The sequence below is a fragment of the Cupriavidus sp. SHE genome (assembly GCF_000812445.1).
GTDB classification, from domain to species: domain Bacteria; phylum Pseudomonadota; class Gammaproteobacteria; order Burkholderiales; family Burkholderiaceae; genus Cupriavidus; species Cupriavidus metallidurans.
The window spans coordinates 1-26,394 of sequence record NZ_JWMB01000042.1 but is presented as its reverse complement, the minus strand read 5'-3'; the positions used below and the strand labels follow the sequence as shown (position 1 = coordinate 26,394).

General features: G+C 65.0%; 25 protein-coding genes and 1 riboswitch. Of the genes, 11 read left to right on the top strand and 14 right to left on the bottom strand.

Annotation, left to right across the window (positions count from 1 at the left end):
- Positions 1-96 precede the first annotated feature (96 nt).
- Positions 97-840, bottom strand: a complete 744-nt coding sequence (locus tag RN01_RS20375) for a GntR family transcriptional regulator (protein ID WP_011515710.1) — start codon at positions 838-840, stop codon at positions 97-99.
- Positions 841-1,183: 343 nt separating this feature from the next.
- Between RN01_RS20375 and uraH the strand changes: the two genes are divergently transcribed.
- A complete protein-coding gene (gene uraH, locus RN01_RS20370; protein WP_011515711.1) occupies positions 1,184-1,537 on the top strand; it encodes a hydroxyisourate hydrolase in 354 nt (117 codons plus the stop codon).
- 31 nt (positions 1,538-1,568) lie between these two features.
- Positions 1,569-2,777 carry a urate hydroxylase PuuD gene (locus RN01_RS20365; RefSeq protein WP_011515712.1) on the top strand — a complete coding sequence of 403 codons (1,209 nt, stop codon included), beginning with the start codon at positions 1,569-1,571 and terminating at the stop codon, positions 2,775-2,777.
- A 166-nt stretch (positions 2,778-2,943) separates the two neighbouring features.
- Here RN01_RS20365 and RN01_RS20360 read toward each other — a convergent pair whose 3' ends face one another.
- From RN01_RS20360 to xdhA, 7 genes are all read right to left on the bottom strand, one after another.
- On the bottom strand, positions 2,944-3,519 hold the full coding sequence (locus RN01_RS20360) for a TMEM165/GDT1 family protein (RefSeq protein WP_017512374.1): 576 nt from the start codon (positions 3,517-3,519) through the stop codon (positions 2,944-2,946).
- Positions 3,520-3,580: 61 nt separating this feature from the next.
- Positions 3,581-3,770: riboswitch (yybP-ykoY riboswitch) on the bottom strand.
- Positions 3,771-3,861: 91 nt separating this feature from the next.
- Positions 3,862-5,043, bottom strand: coding sequence for a fatty acid desaturase (locus RN01_RS20355; protein ID WP_017512373.1), 1,182 nt, complete (start codon positions 5,041-5,043; stop codon positions 3,862-3,864).
- A 210-nt stretch (positions 5,044-5,253) separates the two neighbouring features.
- On the bottom strand, positions 5,254-6,588 hold the full coding sequence (gene guaD, locus RN01_RS20350) for a guanine deaminase (protein ID WP_024569101.1): 1,335 nt from the start codon (positions 6,586-6,588) through the stop codon (positions 5,254-5,256).
- Between the two features lie 83 nt (positions 6,589-6,671).
- The gene (locus tag RN01_RS20345) at positions 6,672-7,736 is read right to left on the bottom strand and encodes an adenosine deaminase (protein WP_017512371.1); all 1,065 of its coding nucleotides are present in this window, start codon (positions 7,734-7,736) and stop codon (positions 6,672-6,674) included.
- A 44-nt stretch (positions 7,737-7,780) separates the two neighbouring features.
- A complete protein-coding gene (gene xdhC, locus RN01_RS20340; protein ID WP_024569102.1) occupies positions 7,781-8,779 on the bottom strand; it encodes a xanthine dehydrogenase accessory protein XdhC in 999 nt (332 codons plus the stop codon).
- 19 nt (positions 8,780-8,798) lie between these two features.
- Positions 8,799-11,150 (bottom strand): xanthine dehydrogenase molybdopterin binding subunit, encoded by a 2,352-nt coding sequence (xdhB, locus tag RN01_RS20335; protein WP_024569103.1) that lies wholly within the window; start codon positions 11,148-11,150, stop codon positions 8,799-8,801.
- 11 nt (positions 11,151-11,161) lie between these two features.
- Entirely contained in the window at positions 11,162-12,658 is a 1,497-nt protein-coding gene (xdhA, locus tag RN01_RS20330) for a xanthine dehydrogenase small subunit (RefSeq protein ID WP_024569104.1), read from the bottom strand.
- A 277-nt stretch (positions 12,659-12,935) separates the two neighbouring features.
- On the opposite strand from xdhA, the gene RN01_RS20325 reads away from it, so the two are divergent.
- Positions 12,936-13,886, top strand: coding sequence for a LysR substrate-binding domain-containing protein (locus RN01_RS20325; RefSeq protein ID WP_008649783.1), 951 nt, complete (start codon positions 12,936-12,938; stop codon positions 13,884-13,886).
- Positions 13,887-13,950: 64 nt separating this feature from the next.
- Here RN01_RS20325 and RN01_RS20320 read toward each other — a convergent pair whose 3' ends face one another.
- Positions 13,951-14,805 (bottom strand): extracellular solute-binding protein, encoded by an 855-nt coding sequence (locus RN01_RS20320; RefSeq protein WP_024569105.1) that lies wholly within the window; start codon positions 14,803-14,805, stop codon positions 13,951-13,953.
- Positions 14,806-14,947: 142 nt separating this feature from the next.
- Here RN01_RS20320 and RN01_RS20315 point away from each other — a divergent pair, with 142 nt between their 5' ends.
- The 7 genes from RN01_RS20315 (at position 14,948) to RN01_RS20285 (ending at position 21,792) form a co-directional block, all read left to right on the top strand.
- A complete protein-coding gene (locus RN01_RS20315; protein ID WP_024569106.1) occupies positions 14,948-16,045 on the top strand; it encodes a substrate-binding domain-containing protein in 1,098 nt (365 codons plus the stop codon).
- Between the two features lie 96 nt (positions 16,046-16,141).
- Entirely contained in the window at positions 16,142-16,738 is a 597-nt protein-coding gene (locus RN01_RS20310; RefSeq protein WP_011515723.1) for a DUF4126 domain-containing protein, read from the top strand.
- A gap of 57 nt (positions 16,739-16,795) precedes the next feature.
- Positions 16,796-19,351, top strand: a complete 2,556-nt coding sequence (locus tag RN01_RS20305) for an ABC transporter permease (protein WP_024569107.1) — start codon at positions 16,796-16,798, stop codon at positions 19,349-19,351.
- A 15-nt stretch (positions 19,352-19,366) separates the two neighbouring features.
- The gene (locus RN01_RS20300) at positions 19,367-19,810 is read left to right on the top strand and encodes a group II truncated hemoglobin (RefSeq protein WP_017514476.1); all 444 of its coding nucleotides are present in this window, start codon (positions 19,367-19,369) and stop codon (positions 19,808-19,810) included.
- The gene (locus tag RN01_RS20295) at positions 19,797-20,399 is read left to right on the top strand and encodes a DUF924 family protein (RefSeq protein WP_111733280.1); all 603 of its coding nucleotides are present in this window, start codon (positions 19,797-19,799) and stop codon (positions 20,397-20,399) included. Before RN01_RS20300 ends, RN01_RS20295 begins: the two co-directional genes overlap by 14 nt.
- Positions 20,400-20,500: 101 nt before the next feature.
- Complete coding sequence (locus RN01_RS20290; RefSeq protein ID WP_008649790.1) at positions 20,501-21,211, top strand: TetR/AcrR family transcriptional regulator; 711 nt, start codon at positions 20,501-20,503, stop codon at positions 21,209-21,211.
- Complete coding sequence (locus tag RN01_RS20285) at positions 21,208-21,792, top strand: TIGR00730 family Rossman fold protein (RefSeq protein WP_024569109.1); 585 nt, start codon at positions 21,208-21,210, stop codon at positions 21,790-21,792. The genes RN01_RS20290 and RN01_RS20285 overlap by 4 nt, the downstream gene beginning before the upstream one ends.
- A gap of 52 nt (positions 21,793-21,844) precedes the next feature.
- Here the strand turns inward: RN01_RS20285 and RN01_RS20280 are convergent, their stop codons facing one another.
- The 5 genes from RN01_RS20280 to RN01_RS20260 all read right to left on the bottom strand — a co-directional run bounded on the left by RN01_RS20280 (position 21,845) and on the right by RN01_RS20260 (position 26,173).
- A complete protein-coding gene (locus tag RN01_RS20280) occupies positions 21,845-22,342 on the bottom strand; it encodes a diacylglycerol kinase (RefSeq protein ID WP_080672710.1) in 498 nt (165 codons plus the stop codon).
- Positions 22,269-23,387, bottom strand: a complete 1,119-nt coding sequence (locus tag RN01_RS20275) for a glycosyltransferase family 1 protein (RefSeq protein ID WP_011515730.1) — start codon at positions 23,385-23,387, stop codon at positions 22,269-22,271. Before RN01_RS20275 ends, RN01_RS20280 begins: the two co-directional genes overlap by 74 nt.
- A gap of 99 nt (positions 23,388-23,486) precedes the next feature.
- Positions 23,487-24,524 (bottom strand): UDP-2,3-diacylglucosamine diphosphatase, encoded by a 1,038-nt coding sequence (locus RN01_RS20270; protein WP_035834676.1) that lies wholly within the window; start codon positions 24,522-24,524, stop codon positions 23,487-23,489.
- A 72-nt stretch (positions 24,525-24,596) separates the two neighbouring features.
- Positions 24,597-25,631 (bottom strand): triacylglycerol lipase, encoded by a 1,035-nt coding sequence (locus RN01_RS20265; RefSeq protein WP_024569111.1) that lies wholly within the window; start codon positions 25,629-25,631, stop codon positions 24,597-24,599.
- Complete coding sequence (locus RN01_RS20260; RefSeq protein WP_024569112.1) at positions 25,628-26,173, bottom strand: RDD family protein; 546 nt, start codon at positions 26,171-26,173, stop codon at positions 25,628-25,630. The genes RN01_RS20265 and RN01_RS20260 overlap by 4 nt, the downstream gene beginning before the upstream one ends.
- 30 nt (positions 26,174-26,203) lie before the next feature.
- Here RN01_RS20260 and RN01_RS34690 point away from each other — a divergent pair.
- Positions 26,204-26,394, top strand: a 191-nt coding sequence (locus RN01_RS34690) for a hypothetical protein (RefSeq protein ID WP_231582288.1), incomplete at its 3' end; no start/stop codon positions are given.

Genomic DNA, 26,394 nt, shown 5'->3' with positions numbered 1-26,394 from the left:
TGCCTGGCCTCTAGTTGGGCGTCTTTCGGCAGATGAGACCGCTGGTTCTAGATCGGCAACAGGGGGTGGCTGTTGCCCGGCGGCGGGAACATTGCGCTAGGTGGAGCGGCCCAGCACACTGCGAAGATCGAAGTTGCCGGGCTCATCCGGCTGAACGCGTTCCGCGCAGGCGCCAAGGTGGTGCGCCATGCGCGTCTGGGCCAGGGCGGCGTCGCCCTGTTCCAGTGCATCGAGGATTTCGTCGTGCTCGTCGAACGAGCAGGCGTTGTGGCCCGGCGACTCCACGCTGGCAATCATCAGCGTGGTGCGCGACACCAGTCGGCGCATCATCGTCACGAGCAACTGGTTGCCGGACAGTTCGGCCAGCGCGGTGTGGAACTCGGCCGAGAGGCGGATCCAGCGTGGGCGCTCGTGCGTCAGGAAGGCCTGGCGCTCGTCATTGACCATCTTGCGCAGCGGGGCGATCACGGTGCGCACGTTGGGCAGGGAGGCGAGCTTATCGAGCACGGCGCGCTCCAGCATCTGGCGCAGTTCGAACATGTCGTGCGCCTCGTCCGTGGACGGGCTGGCGATGAACGCGCCGCGATTCGGCTCCAGATCGACCATGCCGTCGGCGGCCAGGCGCGACAGCACCTTGCGTACCGTATGACGGGCCGTGGCATAGATCTCGCAAAGCGAATGCTCGGTCAGCTTGGTCCGGGGAGGCAGCCGGTGCTCCATGATCGCGTCATAGATCTCGTGATACATGCGCTCCTCGACGGAGCCCTTGCGGGCCGGTTTGTTGTCGGTGAGCGCCGGCAGGGCGTCGGCCGCGGCAATAAGCTTGAGATTCTTGGACATCCTGGTCACTCGCAATGCAAGGTGGCGATGGTTGGCGATCGTAGCGAGTGGTTATCAAACCGACATCACGCGCCTTGATACCGATCATGCGGCCGTGCAGATCTAAAAATTGTTGACAATTATTTGGATATGCAAGCACCATTGTCAACAAAACCGCCTCAGGTTTTCGACAACTACGGGTATATACCGAGTTGTCATCAGGATGGCGCGGGCGCATTGTCGCCTCGCACCAATCCAGCGCCGGGATGCGTTGAAACACGTACCGAGCGGGCACCATTCCTCAAAATGGTGCTAGTGAAGGCAGCGGCGCCCCTCACAACCCACACCCCAAAGGAAGAACAGGATGGGACGCTTGACCACTCACGTTCTCGACACGGCAGCCGGGACGCCTGGCGCCGCAATGTCGATCACTCTCCATAAAATTGTCGACAATCGTCGTGAGACCCTGAAGAAGGTCACGACGAATCACGATGGCCGTTGCGACCAGCCGCTGCTGGAAGGCGCCGACCTCGTGGCGGGCGTCTACGAACTCGAGTTCGGCGCCGGCGACTATTTCCGTGCCCAGGGCGTCAAACTGCCCGAACCGGCATTCCTGGACGTGGTGACGCTGCGCTTCGGCATTGCCGATACCGCCGCGCACTACCACGTGCCGCTGCTGGTGTCGCCGTGGTCGTACTCGACCTACCGCGGCAGCTGATCAAGGCGGACGGGAATAAAGGAGACAAGTCATGGAAGGCTATATTCTCGACTGGGCCAATTTGCTCTTGCGTTGGCTCCACGTGATCACGGCGATTGCCTGGATCGGTTCGTCGTTCTACTTCGTCTGGCTGGACAACAGCCTGACGCGCCCCACGGCCAGCGACCTCAAGGACAAGGGTGTCGACGGTGAACTTTGGGCCGTGCACGGCGGTGGCTTCTACAACCCGCAGAAGTACTTGACCGCGCCGAAGAGCCTGCCGGAGAACCTGCACTGGTTCTACTGGGAGTCGTATTCGACGTGGATGAGCGGTTTTGCGCTGCTGGTGGTGCTGTATCTGTTCAACGCGAGCACGTTCCTGATCGACAAGAATGTGTACGACATGTCGCCCGGCGCCGCCGTTGGCTTTGCCGTGTCATACCTCGTGCTTGGCTGGGTGGTCTACGACTCGATCTGCCGCATCTTCGGCAAGAGCGACCGTACCGTAGGCATTCTGGTGGCGGTCTATGTGGCGGTCGCGGCGTTTGTGGCGTGCCATATCTTCTCGGGCCGCGCGGCATTCCTGCTGACCGGTGCGATGATCGCGACGATCATGAGTGCCAACGTGCTGTTCTGGATCATCCCGGGCCAGCGCAAGGTGGTGGCGTCGCTGAAGGCCGGCCAGCCGGTGGATCCGATCCACGGCAAGCGCGGCAAGCAGCGTAGCGTGCACAACACGTACTTCACGTTGCCGGTGCTGTTCGCAATGCTGTCGAACCACTACAGCATGACGTACGCGGCCAAGAACAACTGGCTCGTGCTGATCATGGTGATGCTGGCCGGCGTGCTGATTCGCCAGTTCTTCATCCTGAAGCACAAGGGCAAGATCAACTTCGCATGGCCGACCGCCGGCGTGGCCTGCCTGGGCGTAGTGGCATTCATGATCGCGCCGCAGCCGCGTCCGCAAGTTGCCAGCAATGCTGCCGGTGACGCCGCCAATGCCGTGAGCTTCGTGAAGGTTCAGGAAATCATCAACACGCGTTGCGTGCAGTGCCACGCCGAGCAGCCGAAGATGATGCCGACCGCTGCCAAGGGGATCAAGCTGGACTCCGCCGATGGCATCAAGGCGCACGCTCAGCTGATCTATCAACAGGCCGTGCAGCAGAAGGCGATGCCGCTGGGCAACGTCACGCAGATCACGGACGATGAGCGCGCGCTGCTTGGCCAATGGTTCGAAGGCGGCGCGAAAACCACCAACTGATTTTTTGACCGAGCATCGGTGATCGACGGTCCGGAGGCTGTGCAGTCTGCAGCTGGCTGTTCCGGACCGGCGAGGGTTTGAGCGGGGCTTAGGCCCCGTTTTTTTATTTCTGGATCTGAGTTGCTTCTCCCCACGCCCGCTGAGCGGGAGAGGGGAGCCAGGGTTCTCAGCCGCCGACGTTGAACAGCGCCAGCAGACCCAGCACCAGGAAGATCGCAGCAGCGATCTTGTGCACCAGGGCGATCGGCATCTTGTTGGCGAAACGGTCGCCCAGCAGGACGGCCGGGGCATTGGCGAGCATCATGCCGAACGTCGTGCCGGCCACCACTGCAATCACTTCGCCATGGAAGCGTGCGGCCAGCGCCACGGTGGCGATCTGCGTCTTGTCGCCCATCTCGGCGAAGAAGAACGCGATGATCGTGGTGCCCAGGATGCCGAGCGCACCCTTGACGGGTTTGGCTTCCTCGGCGTCGTCGAGCTTGTCCGGAATCAACATCCAGCCGGCCATCGCAATAAATCCGAGGCCGAGAATCCAGCGCAGCAGGTCTACGCCGACCATGCCCGTGATCCAGCCGCCGAGCGCGCCGGCAAAGCCATGGTTGACTAGCGTCGCGATCAAAATGCCCAGAATGATGGGAATTGGCTTGCGGTAGCGCGCGGCCAGGACGAGCGACAGCAACTGCGTCTTGTCGCCCATTTCAGCGAGCGCGACGATGCCTGTGGAGACGAGGAACGATTCCATTTTTTGTCGTTTGAATAACCGGGCCGCAAATGCATCGCGAGATGCCAATGACGCACACCTTTCCCGGCCCGGCCAGAAAGGTGAGGTCATCGGTCTCGCCAGGCACTGGACACAAGGTCCTGGGCTGCGCACGCCATAACCGCCTGCCATGTCGGCATTTGGTCAAGTCTGTTGACGTACGCCCCTGTCTTCCGGGTGCCGCATTGCGCGGCGCGGTGAGATCAGGGCGGCTACTCCCCAATGGAAGATCGCATTTTAGCGAGACTGGCGACCGAAGTCCACCCGTCTCGCTGTTTCTGTCAATGCAAGGGAGTCTCGCTAATTCTGCGATTCCCGATGTGCTCAGACCGGAGTCGGAGCGTTTTCGCTGGTTTGGCGACCGCGGAAATCCGTCCAGCACAGCGCCTTGAAGTCGTAGAGCTTGCAGCGGCGGGCTGTATGGAAATACCAGCGCCACGAGAACTTCTCGATGATGATGCGACCCGGCAGTGCGTGCTCGAGCAGAGCCTGGGCGCGCTTGAGCTGGTACAGCGGGATGCTCATGTCCACGTGGTGGGCCGTGTGCTCCATGATGTGATGCAGGGCCGCGCCGATGCCGAAGTTGAAGCGCAGATGCACGGTCGTCGACACGAAAGGCTGGGCCTTCGCCCACATGGCCTTGGTGTCGTACCACGCCACGCTGGTATGCGTATGGTGGACGTACAGCACGAAGCCAACGGTGGCGTTCCAGATCAGGAAGGGCAGCACGAAGCCGGTGCCGACCAGCAACAGCGGGGATTGCCCGGTGGCCACGGCCAGCCATACCAGCGCGCCGATCCAGAGTGCGCCGAAAGCTGCCACGAGCGCGCAGTCCCACATGAAGATCGGGCGACGGGTCGCCATCTGGCGCTTGCTGGGGAAGAACAGCTTGAACCACCAGATCTCGATCAGGTAGTAAAGGCCGGCGCCAAGGCCGTTGCGGTAGATGCGCTCCAGAATCCGGCGGCTGCGCGGCAGCGCGCGGAATTCCTCGAGCGAGTAGGGCGCCCAGACGAAGTCGAAGCCCTTCAGGTTTGTGTATCCATGATGGACGACGTTATGGCCGACTTCCCAGAGGCTGTAAGGCGTGAGCGAAGGCAGGAACGTGAGACGACCCAGCCACTTGTTCAGGCCACGACGGTCGGTCAGGCTCTGGTGGCAGGCGTCGTGGCCGATGATGAACAGGCGCGCGATGATCAGTCCGGCCAGCACGCCGAGCCCAACCTTGGCCCACCAGGGTGATGCCAGGACCACGCCGGCCAGTACGGCAGCGAACAGCGCGTAATCGAACGCGAACAGAAGCAGCGCGCGCGCGGTGCTGCGGCCGCCGAGGGGAATCAGCCAGCTGCGGATCGTCTTGCGGTTCGGAAACGGGGCCTCGAAGGCGATTGGCTCCGGCAGGGGGATGTTCTTGGCCGGGCGTTTGGGGCGGTTCGTGCCGTGGTTCGGCGCTTGCGAGATCGCGTCGGCGTCGGCCGGCGAGAGGGTGTCAGATGGGGCAGTCATCAAAGGTCTGGCGAGTCGGTATGCATGTGCGTCTGCCCGGATGGGCGGACTTTATATGCGTGACAGGCTAGAAGGCTTTGATGACCGTTGTGTTGATTATGGTCAATGCTCCGCGAGGGCGGATTCGCATTGAGACCAAAAAAGCACATCGGCGGACCATGTTTGGGTGGAATCGGCCGATCCACACAAATATGCCCCGCCTACGTCCGATCAGGCGGCGACCGGGCTGGTGGCCTCGCCCATGATGTAGACGTTCTCGATGACCCGGTCGTCGCCAAGCATCGCGAACGCGAACAACTGCTCTTCAAGCGTTTCCGAGCGGCTGCTGCGGCGGGAAATCAGCGGCGTGGCGTCCGGGTCCAGCACGACGAAGTCGGCCTCGCAGCCCACCTCGAAGCTGCCGATCCGGTCCTGCCAGCCCAGCGCCTCGGCGGCAGCGCGCGTGGCCAGGTAGAACATGCGTAGTGCGGTCAGGTGGTAACCGCCCATCCGCGCCACCTTGTGCGCCGCGTTCATGGTGCGGAACATCGAGAACGACGTGCCGCCGCCAACGTCAGTCGCCAGCGTGACGTTCAGGCGATTCGCATCCGACTGGTGGAAGTCGTAGAAGCCGCTGCCCAGGAACAGGTTCGACGTGGGGCAGTGCGCCACGGCCGCGCCGCTGTCGGCCAGACGGCGGCGGTCATCCTGGTCGAGGTAGATCGCGTGGCCGTAGAACGCGCCCGGGCGCAGAAGGTTGTAGCGGTCGTACACGTCCAGGTAGCTGCGCGCATCGGGGAACAGCTCGGCCACCCATTTCACCTCGTCGCGGTTCTCCGCCACGTGGGTCTGGATGAAGACGTCGCTGTGGGCCTTCGCCAACTCGCCGCAGGCTTCCAGCTGAGCCTCGGTGGAAGTCGGTGCGAAGCGCGGCGTGATCGCGTAGGCCAGGCGATCGACGTTGTGCCATTTCGAGATCAGGTCGGCCGATTCACGCGCGCCGCTCTCGGCCGTGTCGCGCAGGAAGTCCGGGCAGTTGCGATCCATCAGCACCTTGCCCGTGATCATGCGCATGTGGCGTTGCTGGCTGGCGGCGAACAGTGCGTCGGCCGATGCCGCGTGCACGGTGCTCCAGACCATTGCGGTGGTCGTGCCGTTGCGCAGCAGTTCGTCGGTGAAGAAATCGGCGACGGCCCGCGCGTAGGCGGGGTCGCTGAAGCGGCGCTCCTCGGGGAACGTGTACGTGTCCAGCCAGTGCAGCAGGCCCGGCGACGGCGACGCGATGATGTCGGTCTGCGGGTAGTGGATGTGCGTGTCGATGAACCCGGGCACGATCAACTTGCCGCGATGGTCGACGACTTCGGCGCCTTGCGGGATATCGCGTGACAGGTCCGCGTAATTGCCGACTGCGGCGATGCGGCCGGCCTTCACGATCATGACGCCGTCTTCCCAATACTGATAGGCGTCGTCATGAAACTGCGGGTCACGCAGGAAGTGCAGAATGCGGCCGCGGATTGCGCGGGTCACGGCGTTGTCGGCGCCAGATGCAGGGGAAGTCGTCGTCATCTTCATGTCTTCGGGGCGGCCGGTGCCTCGCCCGTTCGGTATTGCAACGGGCGAAGCATCCAGCGTTCTTGGAATGCGCCCGGTCAGGTCGTGGCTGTCACGTTGGCCGTCGCGGGCGGGGATGCGGGCGTGGCCGACCAGAAGTGGTCGACTTCAGCCAGGAATTCGGCCTTCTGCACGTCCGGCAGGAAGGCCGCTTCAAAACTGTTGCGGGCGAGCTTGTGGGCATCGGCCGCATCGAGCGGAAGTGCGTCGAACGATGCCTCCCAGTTCGCGTTCATATAGCCGCCAAAATAGGCGGGGTCGTCCGAATGGAGCGTCACGGCCACACCGGCGTCGAGCAGACGCTTCATCGGGTGATCGCGCAGGTCGGGGTGGACCATCAGCTTCTGGTTCGACAGCGGGCAAACGGTCAGCGCCACGCGTTCACGTGCCAGGCGCTGCACCAGCGCCTCGTCCTCGATCGCGCGCACGCCGTGGTCGATCCGCTCGACCTTGAGGATGTCCAGTGCATCGGTCACGTACTGCGGCGGGCCTTCCTCGCCGGCGTGCGCCACCAGATGCAGGCCGAGTTCCTTCGCGCGGGCAAACACACGCGCGAACTTCTCGGGTGGGTTGCCGCGTTCCGAGGAATCCAGCCCCACGCCGACAAAGCGGTCGCGGTAGGGCAGCGCCGCCTCCAGCGTGGCCAGCGCATCCTCCTCGGACAGGTGGCGCAGGAAGCAGAGGATCATGCTGCTCGAAAAATCGTACTCGGTGCGTGCCTGAGCCAGTGCGTCGGCGATGCCGTCGATCACCGTGCCCATCGGCACGCCACGCGCGGTATGGGTCTGCGGGTCGAAGAAGATCTCGGCATGGCGGACGTTGTCGGCGGCGGCGCGCTTGACGTAGTCCATCGTCATGTCGAAGAAATCTTCTTCGGTCAGCAGCACGCTGGCGCCGGCGTAGTAGATGTCCAGAAACGATTGCAGGTCCGTGAAGGCGTACGCGGCGCGTAGCGCTTCCACGTCCGGATAGGCCAGCTTGACGTTGTTGCGCTGGGCCAGCCTGAAGATGCGCTCGGGTTCGAGCGTGCCTTCGATATGCACGTGCAGTTCGGCCTTGGGAGTGCGGCGGATCTTGTCCGCCAGCGCGGCATCGATGGTCATGGGGCCTCTTGTCTTATGGCGGCAGCCGGATCACGGCTGCCCGGTTACGGATGCACCGCCTCCCGCCGGCTGGCGGCCAGCGCGGCTGCGCGCTGGTCGCGGACCTGGAGCAGTTGGGCGACGATGGCTACCGCAATCATAGCCGGTGCCTTGTCCGTGATGCCGGAGACCCCCATGGGACATGTCATTTCCGGAAAGCGCGCGGCGTCGATGCCGTGCTCGGCCATCCGGTGTTCGAACTTCGCGCGCTTGGTCTTCGAGCCGATCAGGCCGAAGTAAGCGAAATCGGTGCGGCGGAAGATCCGCTCGCAGAGGGTCTGGTCCAGCGCATGGCTGTGCGTCATGACCAGGAAATAGCTGCCTGCCGGGGCCTGGTCGACCACGGCTTCTGCCGTATCGGTCGCTTCGGCCTCGACGTTCTCGGGCAGGCCGGCTGGGAAGAGCGTGTCGCGTTCGTCGACCCAGTGCACGCGACAGGGCAGCGTGGCCAGCACTTTGACCAGCGCGTGGCCGACATGCCCTGCGCCAAACAGCACGACGTGCATGTCGTCCGGCACGAGCGTGTCGGTCCAGCTGTCGTCGTCGGCAAGCTGCACCGACGGCAACAGGTCGCGGCTGGCTTCCGTGCGAACCGCTCCGGTCACCGGTACATGCCGCGCCAGCGCTTTGCCGGCCGCGAAGGCAGACTCCACCGCGTCGAGCCAGGCCAGATCGTCATGGGTCAGCACTTCAAACGCCAGGCGCACGACGCCGCCGCAGCATTGACCCAATGCGGGCCCAAGCGCAATACGCTCGATGCGGCGCTGCTCCCCGTTTTCGCCCTTTGCGATCATCTCTCGGGCGATGTCCATGCCGCGCCACTCCAGGTGGCCGCCGCCGATCGTGCCAACCAGGTCGTCGGCTGTCACCAGCATGCGGATGCCCGCCTCGCGCGGCGCGGAACCCTTGACTTCGACGATGGTGACCATCGCCACGGGCACGCCGGCGCGCACCCAGCGGGTGGCGTCGGCGAAGCGGAACGGTTTGAGGGGGGCGTCCTGCATGATCGGTCCTGGTATTGCGTCAGGCGGAAACCACGGCGGCCTGCACGGCCTCCACGGCGTCGAGGATCGCTTCGCTGGTGGCGGGCGCGCGCAGCGGCGGGTTGACCTTGTAGTCGCCCACCGCAGCAATCGCATCCCGGATCGCGAAGAACACCGAGAACGGCAGCAGTAGCGGTGGCTCGCCAACGGCCTTCGAACGATGGATGCTGTCCTCGACGTTTCGGTTCTGGAACAGCCGCACGTTGAACTCTTCAGGGCAGTCGTTGATCGTCGGAATCTTGTAGGTCGAGGGCGCGTGCGTCATCAGCTTGCCGTTCTGGTTCCACCACAGTTCCTCTGTGGTCAGCCAGCCCATGCCCTGGATAAACGCGCCTTCCACCTGGCCGATATCGATGGCCGGGTTCAGCGACTTGCCAGCGTCGTGCAATGCGTCGGCACGCAGCAGCTTCCATTCGCCGGTGAGCGTATCGACCAGCACTTCCGAGCACGCTGCGCCGTAGGCGTAGTAATAGAACGGGCGACCCTGCAGCGCCTTCTGGTCCCAGTGCAGCTTGGGCGTGGTGTAGAAGCCATCGGACCACAGTTGCACGCGGGCCACGTAGGCTTCGCGGGCCAGATCACCGAACGACTGGCGCAGTTCGCCAGCCACCACGAGGTCGTCGCCGAAGCGCACGTCTTCGACGGGCACGCCGGCCTTGCGGGCGGCGAACGCGGCCAGCCGCTCGCGGATCTGGCGGGCGGCGTCCTGCGCGGCCTTGCCGTTCAGGTCGGCGCCGGTCGATGCGGCGGTTGCGGACGTGTTGGCTACCTTGCTGGTGTCCGTAGCGGTCACGCGCACACGTTCCATGCGGATGCCGAGTTCGTGCGCCACGACCATCGCCACCTTGGTGTTCAGGCCCTGGCCCATTTCCGTGCCACCGTGGTTCACGAGCACCGAGCCGTCGTTGTAGACGTGCACGAGCGCGCCGGCCTGGTTGTAGTGGGCCACGTTGAACGAGATGCCGAACTTGACCGGCGTGATGGCGATCCCTTTCTTGAGGATCGGGCTGGTCTCATTGAACGCGCGCGTGGCGGCGCGGCGGGCCTTGTATTCGCTCGACGCCACGAGTTCGTCGATCAGCTCGTGGATGACGTTGTCTTCGACGGTCTGGCCATACGGCGTGACGTTGTTGTCCGTCTTGCCGTAGAAGTTGGCGCGGCGCACGTCGAGCGAATCCTTGCCCACGTTGCGCGCGATGTTGTCGAGGATGTACTCCACGGCGAACGCGCCTTGCGGGCCGCCGAAGCCGCGAAACGCGGTGTTGCTCTGCGTGTTGGTCTTGCCGCAGTAGCCGTCGATCTGCACGTTCGGCAGCCAGTAGGCATTGTCGAAGTGACAGATCGCGCGCGTCATGACCGGACCCGACAGGTCGGCCGAGAAGCCCGCGCGAGACACCATCTCCACGCGCACCCCTTCGATGCGGCCGGCGTCATCGTGGCCGACATCGAAGTCGAACACGAAATCGTGACGCTTGCCGGTGATCATCATGTCGTCGTCGCGGTCCGGACGCAGCTTGACCGGGCACAGCAGCTTCCACGCGGCCAGCGACGCGCAGCAGGCGAACATGGCCGACTGCGATTCCTTGCCGCCGAAGCCACCGCCCATGCGGCGGCACTCCACCAGCACCTGATGCGCGTGCCAGCCGAGCATGTGGGCCACGTGATGCTGCATTTCGGTCGGGTGTTGCGTCGAACACCAGACGTGCATGCCGTCGTTCTCGCGCGGCACGGCGTAGGCGATCTGGCCTTCCAGATAGAACTGCTCCTGACCGCCCAGGTGGATCTTGCCAGCGTCGCGGTGGATGGCCGCGTCGATGTGGCGGGCAGGTTCGCCGCGCTTCAGATGCATCGGCGGCAGCACATAGCTGCCTGCGGCGTGCGCGGCCTCGGGCGACAGCACGGGGGGCAGGTCTTCGTACTCAATGTCGGCCAGACGGGCGGCGCGGCGTGCCGCGTCATGCGACGTCGCTACCACGATGAAGATCGGCTGACCGATGAACTGGACGATATCCTTCACCAGGATCGGGTCGTCATGGATGATCGGGCCGCATTCGTTGGCGCCAGGAATGTCGTCGACGGTCAGCACCGACACTACGCCGGGCGCCTTGCGCACGCGTTCGAGACCGATCGACTTCAGGCGCGCATGGGCGCGCGCGCTCATGCCGAGCGCGGCGTGCAGCGTGCCGGCCAGCTCGGGAATGTCGTCGGTATAGGTGGCGGTGCCTGCCACGTGCAGGTGGGCCGATTCATGCGGGCGCGAGATGCCCACTTGCGGCGCCGATTCGGCGGCGACGCTGGCGTCGAGCAGGAAAGGTTCGGTTTGCTTGTTCATGCAGGCTCTCCTCAGGCGCTCACGGTTTCACCGGCGCCGATGGCGCGGACATTGACCATGGCGGCGGGCAACGCGCTGTCGCGTGTCTCCAGCCAGAAGCGATAGAGCAGGTTGGCGGCGCCCCGGCTGCGATAGTCGGCAGTGGCGCGCATATCGGTCAGTGGCGTGTAGTCCTGGCCCAGCGCCGCCATGCCGGCGCGCGCGGTGGCCTCGTTCCAGGGCTTGCCGGTCAGCGCATCCTCTGCCAGCGCGGCCCGCTTTGGGGTGGCGGCCATGCCGCCGAAGGCGATGCATGCTGCCGTGACGATGCCGTTCTCGACCGTGATGCCAAACGCGGCGCACACGGCGGAGATATCCTCGTCAAAGCGCTTGGACAGCTTGTACGTGCGGAAATGCTGCGGCCCTTGCACCGGCACGCGCAGTCCGGCGACGAATTCGCCTTCGACCATGGCCGTCTTCTGGTAGGCCAGGTACAGGTCCTCGAGCGGCATCACGCGCCGGACGTCGCCACGTTGCAGCACGACTTCCGTGCCCAGGGCAATCAGCGCCGGCATCGAGTCACCGATCGGCGAGCCGTTGGCAATGTTGCCGCCCAGCGTGCCGGCATTGCGGATCGGCAGGGAAGCAAAGCGCTTCCACAGTTCCTCGAGCTCCGGATGGGCGGTGTTCAGCGCGGCATAGGCTTTTTCCAGCGTCACGGCGGCGCCGATTTCGATGAAGCCGTCGCGCTCGGCGATCTGGTTCAGATCTTCCACCTGACCGACGTAGAGCAGGTTGCCCAGTTCGCGGAACTGCTTGGTTACCCACAGGCCGACGTCCGTGCTGCCGGCCAGGATGCGGATGTTCGGCTCGGCGGCCTTGATCGCGCCGAATTCGGCGGCCGTGCGCGGGGCGTAGAAATGCTGGCCGCGCGCGTTGTAGTGGAACGTCTCGCCGCGCTTCAGGCTGCGCAGCGTGTCGGCGATCTGGCGGGGGTCGATGCGGTCGGCCTGCGGCGCGGGCAGGGCCATCATGCGCTGGCCGGCGTCAACGATCGGGCGATAGCCGGTGCAGCGGCAAAGGTTGCCGGTCAGGGCGTCACAGATGGTCTGGCGCGGGGGCGGCTCGCCACCCGGGGTGTGCTGCTGGTACAGCGCCCACAGCGACATCACGAAGCCGGGGGTGCAGAAACCGCATTGCGAACCGTGGCACTCGACCATGGCTTCCTGCACGGGGTGCAGCGCACCATCTGCCTGACGCAGGTCTTCGACCGTGATCAGGGCCTTGCCGTCGAGCGTGGGCAGGAACTGGATGCAGGCGTTGACGGCCTTGAACTCGACGTCGCCGCTGTCCTGCAACTCGCCGATCACGACGGTGCAGGCGCCGCAGTCGCCTTCGGCGCAGCCTTCCTTGGTGCCGGTGCAGCGGACATCTTCGCGCAGGTACTGCAGCAGGGTGCGCGTCACGGGGGCGTCGGATACTTCCTGGACCTGGCCGCGGTGGTAGAAGCGGATGGTTTGCGTCTCCATGATCTTCTCTCTTTCGGGGATGGCGGAAACATAGCACTGGCCCTTTGACGCAATATTCGGCCCATGTGATATGCCCCATCAACGCGCGCATCCGGCGGCGGCCCGGCCGGAGCCGCGCCAGTCCACGGGCCGTCTGGCGGCGATCTACGGGTCTTCCCGTAGATCGTCCGGACGGTGTGCCGGATTTGACCGTTTCGGGGGTGGCTGTCTTACACTATGCGCCGTTCCCATCCCCCACGCCACCCACGCCAAGCCATATGGCGGGCTGGCACCTGCCATGCACGGACGCGACCATCTCGATACATATTTACTGCGGGTGCTTCACACACTGCTGACCGAGCAGAGCGTGACGCGCACCGCCGTGCGCCTCGGCCAGTCGCAGCCCGCCATCAGCAACACGCTCAAGCGGCTGCGCGAAATCACCGGGGACGCCATTCTGGTGCGCGGCAAGAGCGGCATGGTGCCCACCGAGCGCGGCCGCGAACTGCTGCTGCTGGCCGAGCAGAGTCTGGCCGCGATGGATCGCATCGCCCGCCCCCCGCAGCAGTTCGATCCGGCCACCACCACGCGGACGTTCCACCTTGGGGCGCCCGACTATCTTGACGCGTTCTTCCTGCCGAATATCGTCGAGCGCGTGCGGCGGCTTGCGCCGGGCGCGAAGCTGTTCGTCCACCCGATGACGCAGTCGACCGACTTTCTGGATGCGCTGGAGCAGGGCCACCTCGATCTCGTGGTCGGCAACTGGCTGTCGCCGCCCGAGCATCTGCATATCTCGCCGCTGTTCGATGACGAGGTTGTCTGCATGCTGGGCGCGCAGCACCCGCTGGCGCGTCACGGGCTGACGCTGCGCCACTACCTGGAAATGCCGCATCTGGCGCCGGCGCCGTATGCGTCGATGCAGCGCAGCATGATCGACCAGGCGCTGGCGGAGCAGGGCTACAAGCGGAATATTCAGGTCACGCTGCCGTACTTCGGGCTGGTGCCCTACGTGCTGATGAAGACGGACATGGTGTTCACCACGGGCCGGCAGTTTGCCGCGCATTACGCGCAGTACCTGCCGATCCGCATGGTGCCGTCACCGGTGCAGTTCCCACGCATGCGCTTCTACCAGCTCTGGCACGAGCGCTGTCATGCGGCGCCGGACGTGATGTGGATGCGGCGGATGATTGCCGAGGTCGCGACGGATCTGCCACAGCTTCCACGGCTGGAGGCCACCGGGGCGGGGTGAGCCCGGCGCCCCCGTGGTTTTGCCGGGACTTCCGCGCCGTCCCGGCTTCGGTTGCGTCGCCTGGTTACTTTGCCTGGTAGTCGGGGAAGAAGAGTTGTTCGCCCTCGACCTTGTAGCTGGCAATCGCGTCCTGGCCTTCCTTCGACGTGACCCATTCGACGAACTTCATCGCGTCGGCGTAGTTGATGCCGGGGTGCTTGGCCGGATTCACGGCGATCACGCCGTACGGATTGAACATCTGTGGGTCGCCCTGTAGCACGATGGCCAGGCCCGTCTTCGCGCGATACGCGCCGTAGGTAGCCCGGTCGGATAGCGTGTAGCCCGGGAGCTGGGCGGCCATCGTCAGCACTTCGCCCATGCCTAGCCCGGCGCTGACGTACCACGGCTGGCCCTTGGGCTCGATGCCCGCCTTCTTCCAGTAGTCCTTTTCCATGACGTCGGTACCGGAATTGTCACCGCGCGAGATGAACTTGCTGCCGCTGCCAGCCAGCTTCTTGAATCCGGCGATGACGTCCTTCCCGCCCTTCAGATTGGCCGGATCGTTCGCGGGGCCGACGACGATGAAGTCGTTGTACATCACGTCCCGACGGTTGACGCCGTAGCCGGCCGCGACGAATTCGTCTTCCATCTTGCGTGCATGCACCAGCAGCACGTCCACGTCGCCCATCTCGCCCATCTTCATGGCCTTGCCCGAGCCGACGGCGATCACCTTCATGTTGATGCCGGTTTTCTGCTCGAACTTCGGCAGCAGGTACTTGAGCAGCCCGGAATTCTCGGTGCTCGTGGTCGTGGCCATTTTCAGGTCGGCGGCATTCGCTGTGCCATATGCTGTGGAGAGCACAACGAATGCCAGCGCGGCCGTCGTGGCGGGTGAGGTGCGAAGCCGGCGGAATGGGTCGGGAAGACGGCGATCAGACATGTGCAATTCCTTCTCTTATGTTTTCGGAAACACAATTGCCATAGCGACGATGCTTCATGGAGAATGCGCGAATCGTCGTGGAAACCGAGGCACACGATTGTCGATGAGCCTGTAGACCTCGTAAATATGCAAGGCGAAACATATGACCTTCCGCTTTGACCTGTTCCCGGTCATTGCCGCCGATGACAACCCCCGCGCCAACGGCAAGGTGTTCCAGCTACTCAAGGCCGTGCGTGAAACGGGGTCGCTCCATCGGGCGGCACAGGAAATCGGACTTTCCTATCGTCATGCCTGGGGTGTGATGCGCACTTGGGAGGAGATGCTCGGCCGCTCGATGCTCGACATGGAGCGCGGGCGTGGCGCATCGCTGACGCGCTTTGGCGAACGGCTGCTACGGGCCGAACTGCGGCTGCGCGAGACGATCGATCCGGCCGTGCAGAAGGCCATGGCGGATTTCCTGACCGATCTCGATGAGGCCGCGCGGCCTCAGACCGTGCTGCATTTCTCCGGCAGCCACGACCCGGCCGTGGAAACGCTGGCCGCCGCGCTCAGGGAAACGCCGGCGCCGCTGCAACTCGATACCGTGTTCTGCGGCAGCGTGGAGGGGCTGGTCTGCCTGCAGGAGCGGCAGTCGGAACTGGCAGGCTTTTATGTCTCGCCGATCCAGATCGCTGGTTCGGTGGCGCATGTGACACTGCGCAAGTGGCTGCGGCCGGCCACGGTGCGGCTGGTGCGGCTGGCGTGGCGCGAGCAGGGCTTGATCGTGGCGCCGGACATGGCGCGCGAGATCCGCGACCTGCGCGATCTGGCTCGCACCGGCGCGCGCTTCATCAACCGCCAGCGGAGTTCGGGCACGCGGATGCTGTTCGATCAATTGCTGGCCACGCAGGGGTTGTATCCAGACCAGATTACCGGGTACGACGATCCCGAGTTCAGCAATGAGAAGGTGGCCGAAGCGGTGCATTCGGGCCGCGCGCAGGTCGCCTTTGGCCTGCGCATGAACGCTGAAGCGCACGGCCTGGCATTCGTCCCGCTAACCCGCGAAGCCTACTATCTGGCGCTGCGCAAGAACGACCAGACCGCGCCGTGGGTGACCGCGCTGCTGTCGCTGATTGCCGACCCGGCCTTCGCGCGACGCATCGAGCAACTTCCGGGATACACGGCGGCGGAACCGGCTGGCATCCTGACGCCGCAGCAGGCGTTGCCCTGGTACGGTCCCGACGGCAAGGAAGGGGCTTGAGCCGGGCCTGAGGGGCGCCTGGGCGCAGGCGTATTACACTCTTCGCAAGTCCGCAGCGACAAATAGCGATAAACCGCGACAAACGCGAGGAGTGCAATGCTGGAAACCGCCGCGCTGGCCGCAGGCATGTCCTGGGCCAGCGGCATTCGTCTCTATCTGGCCGTGCTGACGGCAGGTGTGCTGGCCCGCCTTGGCTGGCTCGACCTGCCGCCAGGTCTGCACGTGCTCGAGTCCTGGTGGGTGATCGGCATTGCCGGCGCGATGGCCGCGGCCGAGTTCGTCGCGGACAAGGTGCCGGGCTTCGACACGGTCTGGGATGGCATCCAGACCTTCATCCGCATTCCCGCCGGGGCGATCCTGGCCGCCGCCGCGTTCGGCCAACTCGATCCCCAGTGGATGGTGGCGGCCGGCCTGATCGGCGGCACGCTTGCCGGCACCGCCCACGCGACGAAGGCGGGCACGCGGGCACTGATCAATGTGTCGCCCGAACCATTTTCGAACTGGGTGGCCTCATTCACCGAAGACATCACCACGGCCGGCGGGCTGCTGCTGGCGTTCTTCCTGCCTGTGGTATTCCTGATCCTGTTGGTCCTGTTCCTGATCACTGCCGCATGGCTGCTGCCGAAGCTGTGGCGTGGCGTGCGGCGTCTGCACGCCGGGCTGCGCGGCAACGCGGACAACCAGCGTCCCTAGCGCCCCTAGCGTCCCTAGCGCGCCGATACACCGATAGATAACCTGAACCGATCGCCGATGTCTGCCGAAACGACCGTCATAGCTTCTCAGCCGCGTTTTTCCGCCTGGCGGCAAGCCTTGCGCATGGCCCGCCGGGACTGGCTGGCCGGGGAACTGACGCTGCTGTTGTTCGCGCTCGTGCTGGCCGTGGCGGCGCTGACCAGCGTGGGCTTTCTGGCGGACCGGATGCGTTTGGGCCTGGAGCGCGACGCGCGGCAGATGATCGCGGCCGATGTGCTGTTGATCTCCGACCAGCCATTCGACGCGGCTTTCGCCGAGCGCGCGCAGCATGACGGACTCCGGGTGGCGCAGACTGTCACGTTCCCGAGCATGGCCACGGCGCGCGTGAAAGGCGCGCCCGAACATGCCGAAGCACCGAGCCAACTGGCGGCGCTGAAGGCGGTGACCGACGACTATCCGCTGCGCGGCCGGCTCAAGGTGGCCAGTGCCCCGGGCGGCGCCGAGGCGGTGGCGGAGGGCATTCCCGCCCCGGGCAAGGTGTGGGTCGACGAAGCGCTGCTGATCGCGCTCGGCCTGCATGTTGGTGACAGCCTGCAACTCGGCAGCAAGACGTTTTATATCGACCGGATTCTCACGCAGGAACTCGATCGTGGCGCGGGCTTCATGAACTTCGCGCCGCGTGTGTTGTTGCCGCTGTCCGACCTTGATGCGACGAAGCTGATCGGCTGGGGCAGCCGTGTGACATACCGCTTGCTCGTTGCGGGCTCCGATGTGGCAGGCGAGGAGTATCGGAAGTGGGCAACCGACGAAATCCAGCGCCGGCATCTGCGCAATACGCGCGTGGAGTCTCTGGAATCGGGACAGCCGCAGATGCGTGCCACGCTCGATCGCGCCGAGCGCTTCCTGTCGCTGGTGGCGGTGCTGTCGGCGATGATCGCGGCAGTGGCCATCGCGATGTCCGCCCGCCGCTACATGCAGCGCCACACCGATGCCTGCGCGGTCTACAAGTGCCTGGGCCTGTCACGCCGGCAGATCCTGACCGCTTTCGCGATCGAATTCGCGCTGCTCGGCCTCGGTGGCGCGGTGGTGGGCGTAGTGCTGGGCTACCTGGCGCACTATGGATTGCTGATGTCGCTCGGTGGGCTGCTGCAGGTGTCGTTGCCGCATCCGTCGGCGGTGCCCGCGCTGATCGGCGTGGCCGCGGGGCTGGTATTGCTGGTGGGCTTTGCATTGCCGCCGCTGCTGGCGCTGACGCGTGTGGCGCCGCTGCGTGTTCTGCGACGCGATATCGGCGTGCCACCCGTGTCCGTCTGGGTGGCCTATGCGCTCGGGCTCGGTGCTTTCGTGGCACTGCTGCTGGTGGCGGCGCGTGACCTGAAGCTCGGGGTGACCACGGCTGGTGGGTTTGTGGGCGCGGGTATCGCGTTTGCGGTGCTGGCGCTGGGTCTGCTGCTCCTGCTATCGCGTGTGATGCGTGGCCGCGCACGTGGCAATGTCGGCTGGCGCTTTGCGCTGGCCGTGCTCGAACGCCGCCGTGGCGTCACCGTGCTGCAGACCGTTGCGCTTGCCGTCGGGCTGATGGCGCTGTTGTTGCTGGGGATGACGCGCAACGACCTGATCGATTCCTGGCGCAACGCCACGCCGGCCAATGCGCCGAATCGCTTCATCATCAATATCCAGCCAGATCAGCGCGATCCGTTGCAGGCGATGCTGGCAAAGGATGGCGTGGAAGATCTGCTTTATCCGATGGTGCGCGGCCGCCTGACGCAGATCGGCAGCCGGCCGATCCAGGCCGAGAGCTACCCGGAGGGACGCGCGCGCAATCTGGTGGAGCGCGAGTTCAACCTGTCGTACATGGACCAGCTTCCCGAAGGCAATCAAGTCACCTCGGGCCGCTGGGACGAAGGTGGCGCGTCGGTGGAAGAGGGCATCGCCAAGACGCTACATATCCAGCTTGGCGATACGCTGAGGTTCGACGTGGCCGGGCAGACCGTCGAGGCACCCGTTACGTCGCTGCGTAAGCTCGACTGGGGCTCGATGCGCGTGAATTTCTTCGTGATTCTGCCGACGGCCAAGATGCAGGGCTTGCCCGAGACCTACATCACCGCGTTCCATCTGCCGCCCGCCAAGGCCGCGCTTGGCAATCAGCTTGCCGCCGCGTTTCCGAACATCACAGTCGTGAATACCGACTTGATCCTGCGGCAGATCCAGCAGGTCCTGGACCAGGTAATCGCCGCCGTGGAGTTTCTGTTCGTCTTCACGCTGCTGGCCGGCGTGACCGTGCTCTATGCGGCGCTATCCGGCGCGCGTGACGAGCGCAAGCGCGATGCCGGGCTACTCAAGGCGCTGGGTGCGTCGGCGGCGCTGGTACGCCAGACCCAGTACGCGGAATTCCTCGTGGTCGGCGGACTGGCGGGGCTGCTGGCCAGCGTCGGCGCGATCGGGGTGGGTTGGGGCTTGTCGCAGTACGTGTTCGATTTCCCGTACCGATTCAACGTCTGGATCGTACCGGTCGGCGTGGTTTCTGGCATGATCTGCGCTTTTGCGGGCGGCTGGCTCGGTTTGCGCGAGGTACTGCGGCAACCGGCGCTGGCGACGCTGCGCGACGTCTGATTTCCCTGTATCGCCATGAGCACCGAATCCACCAACCCGCCCGACGGGCAGTCCAACCAGCCCGAGGAGCAGCGGGAACAGATTACCGCGTACGAACTGATCGGCGGCGAGGCGCGCGTGCGCGAACTGGTCGATCGTTTCTACGACCTGATGGACCTGGAGACGGAGTTCGCCGGCCTGCGCGCGCTGCATCCGCACTCGCTGGAGGGTTCGCGCGACAAGCTGTTCTGGTTCCTGTGCGGTTGGCTGGGCGGGCCGAACTACTTTATCGAGCGCTTCGGCCATCCCCGCCTGCGTGCGCGCCACCTGCCGTTCGAGATCGGCACCAGCGAGCGTGACCAGTGGATGCGTTGCATGGCACTGGCGATGCAGGACGTGGGGCTGTCGGAAGATCTGCAGATGCGCCTGATGCAGGCGTTGTTCCAGACTGCGGACTGGATGCGCAATGTCCAGCGATAACCGGATGCCGGCGGCCGCGCAGGCCGTGCTCGATTTCTGGTTCGGCTTGCCGGGTGCGCCGGAATGGAACATTTCGCGGCGCGAATGGTTCACCAAATGCGTGAACTTCGATACCACGGTCCGGGCGCGCTTCCTGTCGTGCTGGCAGGCCGCGCATGACGGCGCCGAGGACGACTGGTCCGTGACGCCGGAGGGCGCTTGCGCCCGGATCGTGCTACTCGACCAGTTCCCGCGCAACATGTTTCGCGGCGATCCACGCAGCTTCGCCACCGATGGCAAGGCACTCGCGGCGGCGCGCCGGATGCTGGATCTTGGTTGGGACCGCCAGTTGCCCACGTCGTGGCACCGCATGTTCTGCTACTTGCCGTTCGAGCATGCGGAATCGCTGGATGCGCAGGACATCGCGGTGCGGGAAATGATGGCCCTGCGCGACGACGGCGGCGGGAAAGCCGATGTGGTGGAGTGGGCCGAGAAGCATCGCGACGTCATCGCGCGCTTCGGCCGCTACCCCCACCGCAACGCCGTGCTGGGCCGGGTGAATTCGGATGCGGAAGCCGCGTATCTGAAACAGCCGGGCTCGTCATTCTGAGCATCGACGCGTAGGTGCGGTTCTCGCCGCACGCCCGGGGGAGGCCTCGGACGCTATGCTTATAATCGCAACTCTGCCGATACAAAGTCGTTCCAACGCCCATGGAAGCCAAACCGCAAGCCGGTCCCCGTCGTACCCGGGATCGCATTCTCGACGTCTCGCTGCGCCTGTTCAATGAACTCGGCGAGCCCAACGTCACCACGACGACGATTGCGGAAGCCATGGAAATCAGTCCTGGCAATCTCTATTACCACTTCCGCAACAAGGACGACATCATCAATTCCATCTTCGTGCGCTTCGAGCAGGAGATGGAGCGTCGCCTGAAAATGCCGGAAGACCACAAGGCCACGTTGGGGGAGAGCTGGGGCTATCTGCAGTACATGTCCGAGTTTCTGTGGAACTATCGTTTCCTGTATCGCGACATCAACGACCTGCTGGCGCGCAACCGGATGCTGGAGACCAACTTCAAGCGCATCGTCGATCAGAAGAAGCGCTTCGCGCTCGAGATCTGCCGCCAGTTTCAGGAGGATGGCGACATGGACGCCACGCCGGAACAGGTGGACGCGATCTGCACCAACATCGTCGTGATCGCCACGTACTGGCTGTCGTTCCAGTTCGTGCAGCACCCGCGCCAGTACAACGACCCCGAACAGATTCGCGGCTATCTGCATGGGTCGAGCTATCACATCTTCTCGATTCTCGCGCCGTACCTGCGTGGCAAGGCGCGCGAGGCATTCGACCAGCTTGCGCGCGAGTACGCGGCGCAGAAGGCCGCAGCGGATGCCGCAAAGCTTGAAAAGGACAGAAAGTGAAGTCGGTTTGTGTTTATTGCGGGTCGAGCCCAGGTTTTCGACCCGAGTACGCGGAAGCAGCGCGAGCGCTTGGGCAAGCCATGGCGGAGCGGGGTCTGGCCCTGGTCTATGGCGGGGGCAATGTGGGCCTGATGGGCATCGTGGCCGATAGCGTCATGGCGCACGGCGGTGCCGCCATCGGCATCATTCCAGAGGCGCTGATGCAGAAGGAGGTTGGCCATCGAGGCCTGACCGAGCTTCACATCGTGCGCAACATGCACGAGCGCAAGCAGATGATGGCGGACCGCGCCGATGCGTTCATCGCCATGCCCGGCGGCGTGGGCACGTTCGAAGAGCTGTTTGAAACGTTCACGTGGGCGCAGCTCGGCTACCACGACAAGCCTGTTGGCCTGCTCAACGTGGCGGGGTTCTACAACGGTATGCTCGGGTTCCTGAATCACGCCGTAAGCGAGGGCTTCCTGAAGCAGGTTCATGCGGACATGCTGCACGTGTCCACCGAGCCGGAGGATATGCTCGCCCGCCTGGCGGCGGCGCCGCGCGTGCACGTCGACAAGTGGCAGGAAGGCCGCGAGAAGGCCTGACCCTCCGCTCCCGGGATGCTGGCCGACTGGCCGATCAGGCTGATTTGGCTGATCAGTTGAACAGCATCCCCACCCACCGCACCACGTGCGGTCCCGCGATGGCGGCCCACGTGCCGCCACACAGGATCAACGCCAGCATCACCGCCGCGCTGCCGAAGTCCTTGGCGCGTTTGGACAGGCTATGCCGTTCCAGCGAGATCCGGTCGATCGCGGCTTCCACGCTCGAGTTGAGCAGTTCCACGATCAGCACCAGCAGCAGCGTGCCCAGCAGCATCACGCGCTCGACGACCGTTGCCGGAATGATGAACGCGCACGGCGTGAGGATCACCACCAGCGTCAGTTCCTGACGGAACGCGCTTTCTTCCAGAATCGCGTAGCGCAACCCCGACGCCGAGTTGATCGCTGCGTGCCAGGCGCGCGTCAGCCCCCGATTTCCTTTGTGTGGATTGCTGGCGATCGAATACTCGGACTCGACTTCAGCCGCCATGTGAGCGGCCGTCGGCCGGTGCAGCGACGGATCGGGCGGTAGCGTGTGATGAGGCTTGGCCATGATCTGGGGCGACTGGGGGCGCTGAATTGTCGGTTCCGCCCGTGCCTGTTGGCAGCGGACGCAAATGGGTGAGGAACTGTTCGGATGCGGCGCGCCACGAGAACTTCTCCGCGTGGGCGCGTGCCGTTGCGCGGTCGATGCGCAGGGCTTCCAGGCAGGCCTCTCTCAAGTCTTCGTGCATCACGCCGGCCGGGCTGTTGCCGAGCACGTCGATCGGCCCGGTGACAGGGTAGGCCGCCACCGGCAGCCCGCTTGCCAATGCTTCGAGCAGGACCAGTCCGAACGTGTCGGTGCGGCTCGGAAACACGAAGACATCTGCTGAAGCATACACCTTTGCCAACTCGGGCTGCTTGAGCACGCCGAGGTAGTTCGCCGACGGATAGCGCGCCTTAAGGCCGGCCAGCGCGGGGCCATCGCCCACCACCCACTTCGAACCCGGCAGGTCGAGCTGCAGGAATGCCTCGACGTTCTTTTCCACCGCCACGCGGCCCACGTAGAGGAAGATCGGATGCGCGGTGTTCAGGACGTTCGCCCGTTGCGCGGTGAAGACGTCGAGATCGACGCCGCGCGTCCACAGCACGCCGTTCGTGATGCCGTAATCCTGCAGATCCTTGAGCACCACGGGCGTCGGCGCCATCACCGCGCGCGCGGAGCCATGGAACCAGCGCAGAAAGCGGTAGGTCCACGCCAGCGGAATGCCGAAGCGCGCCTGCACGTACTCCGGAAAGCGCGTGTGATAGGCCGTGGTGAACGGCAGATCGTGCTGCATCGCGTAGCGGCGCGCGGCCAGGCCAAGGGGCCCTTCGGTGGCGATATGGAGCGCGTCGGGACGGAACGTGTCGATGCGCCGGCGCACCTTGCCCGAGGGCAGCAGCGACAGCCGGATCTCGGGATAGGTCGGGCAGGGGATCGTCTGGAATTCGAGCGGCGTGATCAGGTCCACGGTGTGACCCATGGCTTCGAGCTCGCGCCGGGTGGATTTCAGCGTGCGCACCACGCCGTTGACCTGTGGTTCCCAGGCGTCGGTGACAATCAGGACTCTCATCGAATCTCCTTGCTCAGGTGCGTTGTTGTTGTGACGAGCGGGCATCGCGCGCCATTCATGCAATGGCGCGACTGCCGGGGGCGGGTGGTACGGCAAGGATCAGGCAGTCAATTCGGCCGTGCGACGGCGGCGGCGGCCTGCGGGCATCGGCGGATCGAGCAACGTGGTCCAGTAGACGATTTTCAGTTCGCCTTCCATGGTTTCCACGAGGGCGGACAGGCTTTCCACCCAATCACCGTCGTTGCAGTAGAGCTGGCCATCGACATCGCGGATCTCGGCCTTGTGGATGTGGCCGCAGACCACGCCGTCGCAACCGCGCCGGCGGGCTTCGTCGACCATCGCGTGCTCGAACGAGTTGATGTAGCTCACCGCGTTCTTGACCTGATGCTTCAGGTATTGCGAGATCGACCAGTAATCGAACCCGAGCCGCGCACGCACGCGGTTGAAGTGGCGGTTCAGCGCGAGGATCATCGTGTACGCCGAATCGCCCAGGTAGGCCAGCCACTTCGCGTGTTGCACCACGCCGTCGAACAGGTCGCCATGCACGACCCACAGGCGTTTGCCGGTGGCGGTCACGTGGACCGCGTCCTCTCGCACCGTGATGTCACCGAATGCCATGCCGTCGAACTGACGCGCCACTTCGTCGTGATTACCCGGCACGTAGATGACGTCGGTGCCCTTGCGTGCCTTGCGCAGCAGCTTCTGCACGACGTCGTTGTGGCTCCGCGGCCAGTACCAGCCACGACGAAGCTGCCAGCCGTCGATGATGTCGCCGACGAGATAGAGCACGTCAGATTCGTTGTGTTTGAGGAAGTCGAGCAGGTATGTGGCCTGGCAACCCGGCGTGCCCAAATGGATGTCGGACAGCCAGATCGCGCGGTAGCGGTGCGTGGGGTGTTCCACAGGCGGCGTGGGTGTGGAACTGGGTTCGTCGGGGGCGCGCTGGGTGTCGCGGGACGGATCGCTGATGTCGCCGGTGTTGCTAGTGTTGCGGGAAGAGGCGGCGGTCAGGTCGGCCGGTGTCGGCATGAATGCCGCGAACGCGGCTGAGAGCGGTAGCGTGGCGTCAGGCTTGCCGCGCAGTCGCAGCGCGACATTCGTCAGACGTCCGCGGGCGAATCGGATTGATGGAATCATGGCGGCCCCGGTATCGGCGATGGCTGCATTGAGCCAGTGCGCCATGACGGAGCCGTGACGGAAACATGAATGTCACATGAACCTTGCCGAGGCGTTTCCGTGGGGCAACGGTAGGGCTGAGTCCGATGTCGAGGCGGCTTGTTTTCGCAGTGTCGCGAGGCCATCCAGCGTGGCCTGCACCGCGCGTGGATCGCGTAGCAGCGAGACGTGTCCGATCCCGCTCAATGGGATATGGCGCGCGCCCTCGAGCCAGGCCGTGTCGGCGGGGCCTGCGATCGAGTCGTGCCAGCTGAAGACCGAGATCATGCGACCGCGCATCGCGGGGCTCTCCGCCTCGGCCAGGGTCGTCAGCCATGGGCTGGCCCAACGCATCTGACGGGCGTTCGTTCCCGCGCCGAAGGTGGCTAGCGGGCAGCCGCGATGCGGGCTGCCAAGCGTCACGATGCCGGCGCATGGCACGGATTCTCCTGCTGCATCGGCCATTACCTGTGCCGCGCGGGCTGCCAGCCCGCCCATGCTGTGGCAGACCAGCAGCGGGGGCTGGCCGGTACGCGCGCGGAGGTCGCGCATTCGTACGAGCAGGGCGGCGGCGTAGTCGTCGATATCGCCGAGCACCGGCGTCAGGTCGATGCCTTCGCAACGGTAGCCGGCGTCGGCCAACGCGGGAGCCAGGTCGAGCCAGACCGCGTGATTGCAGCCATAGCCGTGGACCAGTAACACAGTGGGGGTATCAGGTAGCGGATCGGTTGGCTGCGCGAATGTCAGCCGCGAACGGAATGGCTGCAACCAGTCGAACATCCGCAGGATCGCGCGGCACTCGGCCAGGTAGCACGACATCGCGTGGCGCCAGCTCAGCGGCTTTGGGGCAGGAATGCCGTCAGGCCGCTGCGGCCGGGCCGAATCGGGAATGGCGAGCCCTGCCCGGGTCACTAGAAAGGCGACCGCGACGCCGATGCCGAAGGCGACTAATGCGCCCGAAATGCTGGCCAGAAGCGCTGCAGGCCAGGACCAATCCGCCCCGGCGGCAAGTGCCGCTGCGAGTCCGCCGACTGCCGCCGCCTGCACGACGACAGCGATGCGGCGCAGCGCGGCGGCCGTCAGGCTCATGGTTTCGATGCAGGCCGCAGGTCGACTAGCCGGGTGCCGGCCAGACGGTCATGAAGAAACTGCCGGCGCGGGTCGAGCCAGGCCAGCGAGATCCAGATCAGCAGGCCAATCGCCAGTACGCCAATGAACGGGCCCTTGGTCAGCCCGAGCGCATGGCCGACCGTAGCGGCCGGAGGCAGCCACAGCCATGCCAGCGCGAAGCGAAACAGGCTTTGCGGCCACCGGGGCGGGGTACCGGCCGCTGTTTCGAGCCGGATGCGCCAGGTCTGCATGGCCAGGGTCTGGCCGTTCCGTTGCCAGAACCAGGAGAAATAGAAGGCCAGGACGAGGAACATCCAGGCCTGATCGACGTAGGGGCGGTCGAGCCCGACCTGTTGCAGCAACGGCCGTGCAAGGATGTACACCGCGCTGGCGGCCATCAGCACGCCGAACAGCAATACGCCTTCGTAGAGCATGCAAAGCAGGCGGCGGCGCAGCGGCGGTGTGCGCGGCATCGAATTGGAAGCAGGCTGGGGGGAAACGGCAGGCGTGGCAGCTGGCATGGCGCAAGGCGTGAGCGATAAGCGGCCATTATGCCAAACACGTCGAGCGCGACGGCTCAGGCGCGGTCTGGCGGTCAGCGCGAGACGGCTGGCCGTTACTGGCGCGGGGTGTCGGTGGTGTCGAAGGTGGTGGCCGCTTCCCCGGTCACGGGAGGCGAAAGCGCGGGCGGGGTCGCCGGCGCGGGTGCCGTGGCGGCGGGTGCGGTAGGAGCGGAAGCTGC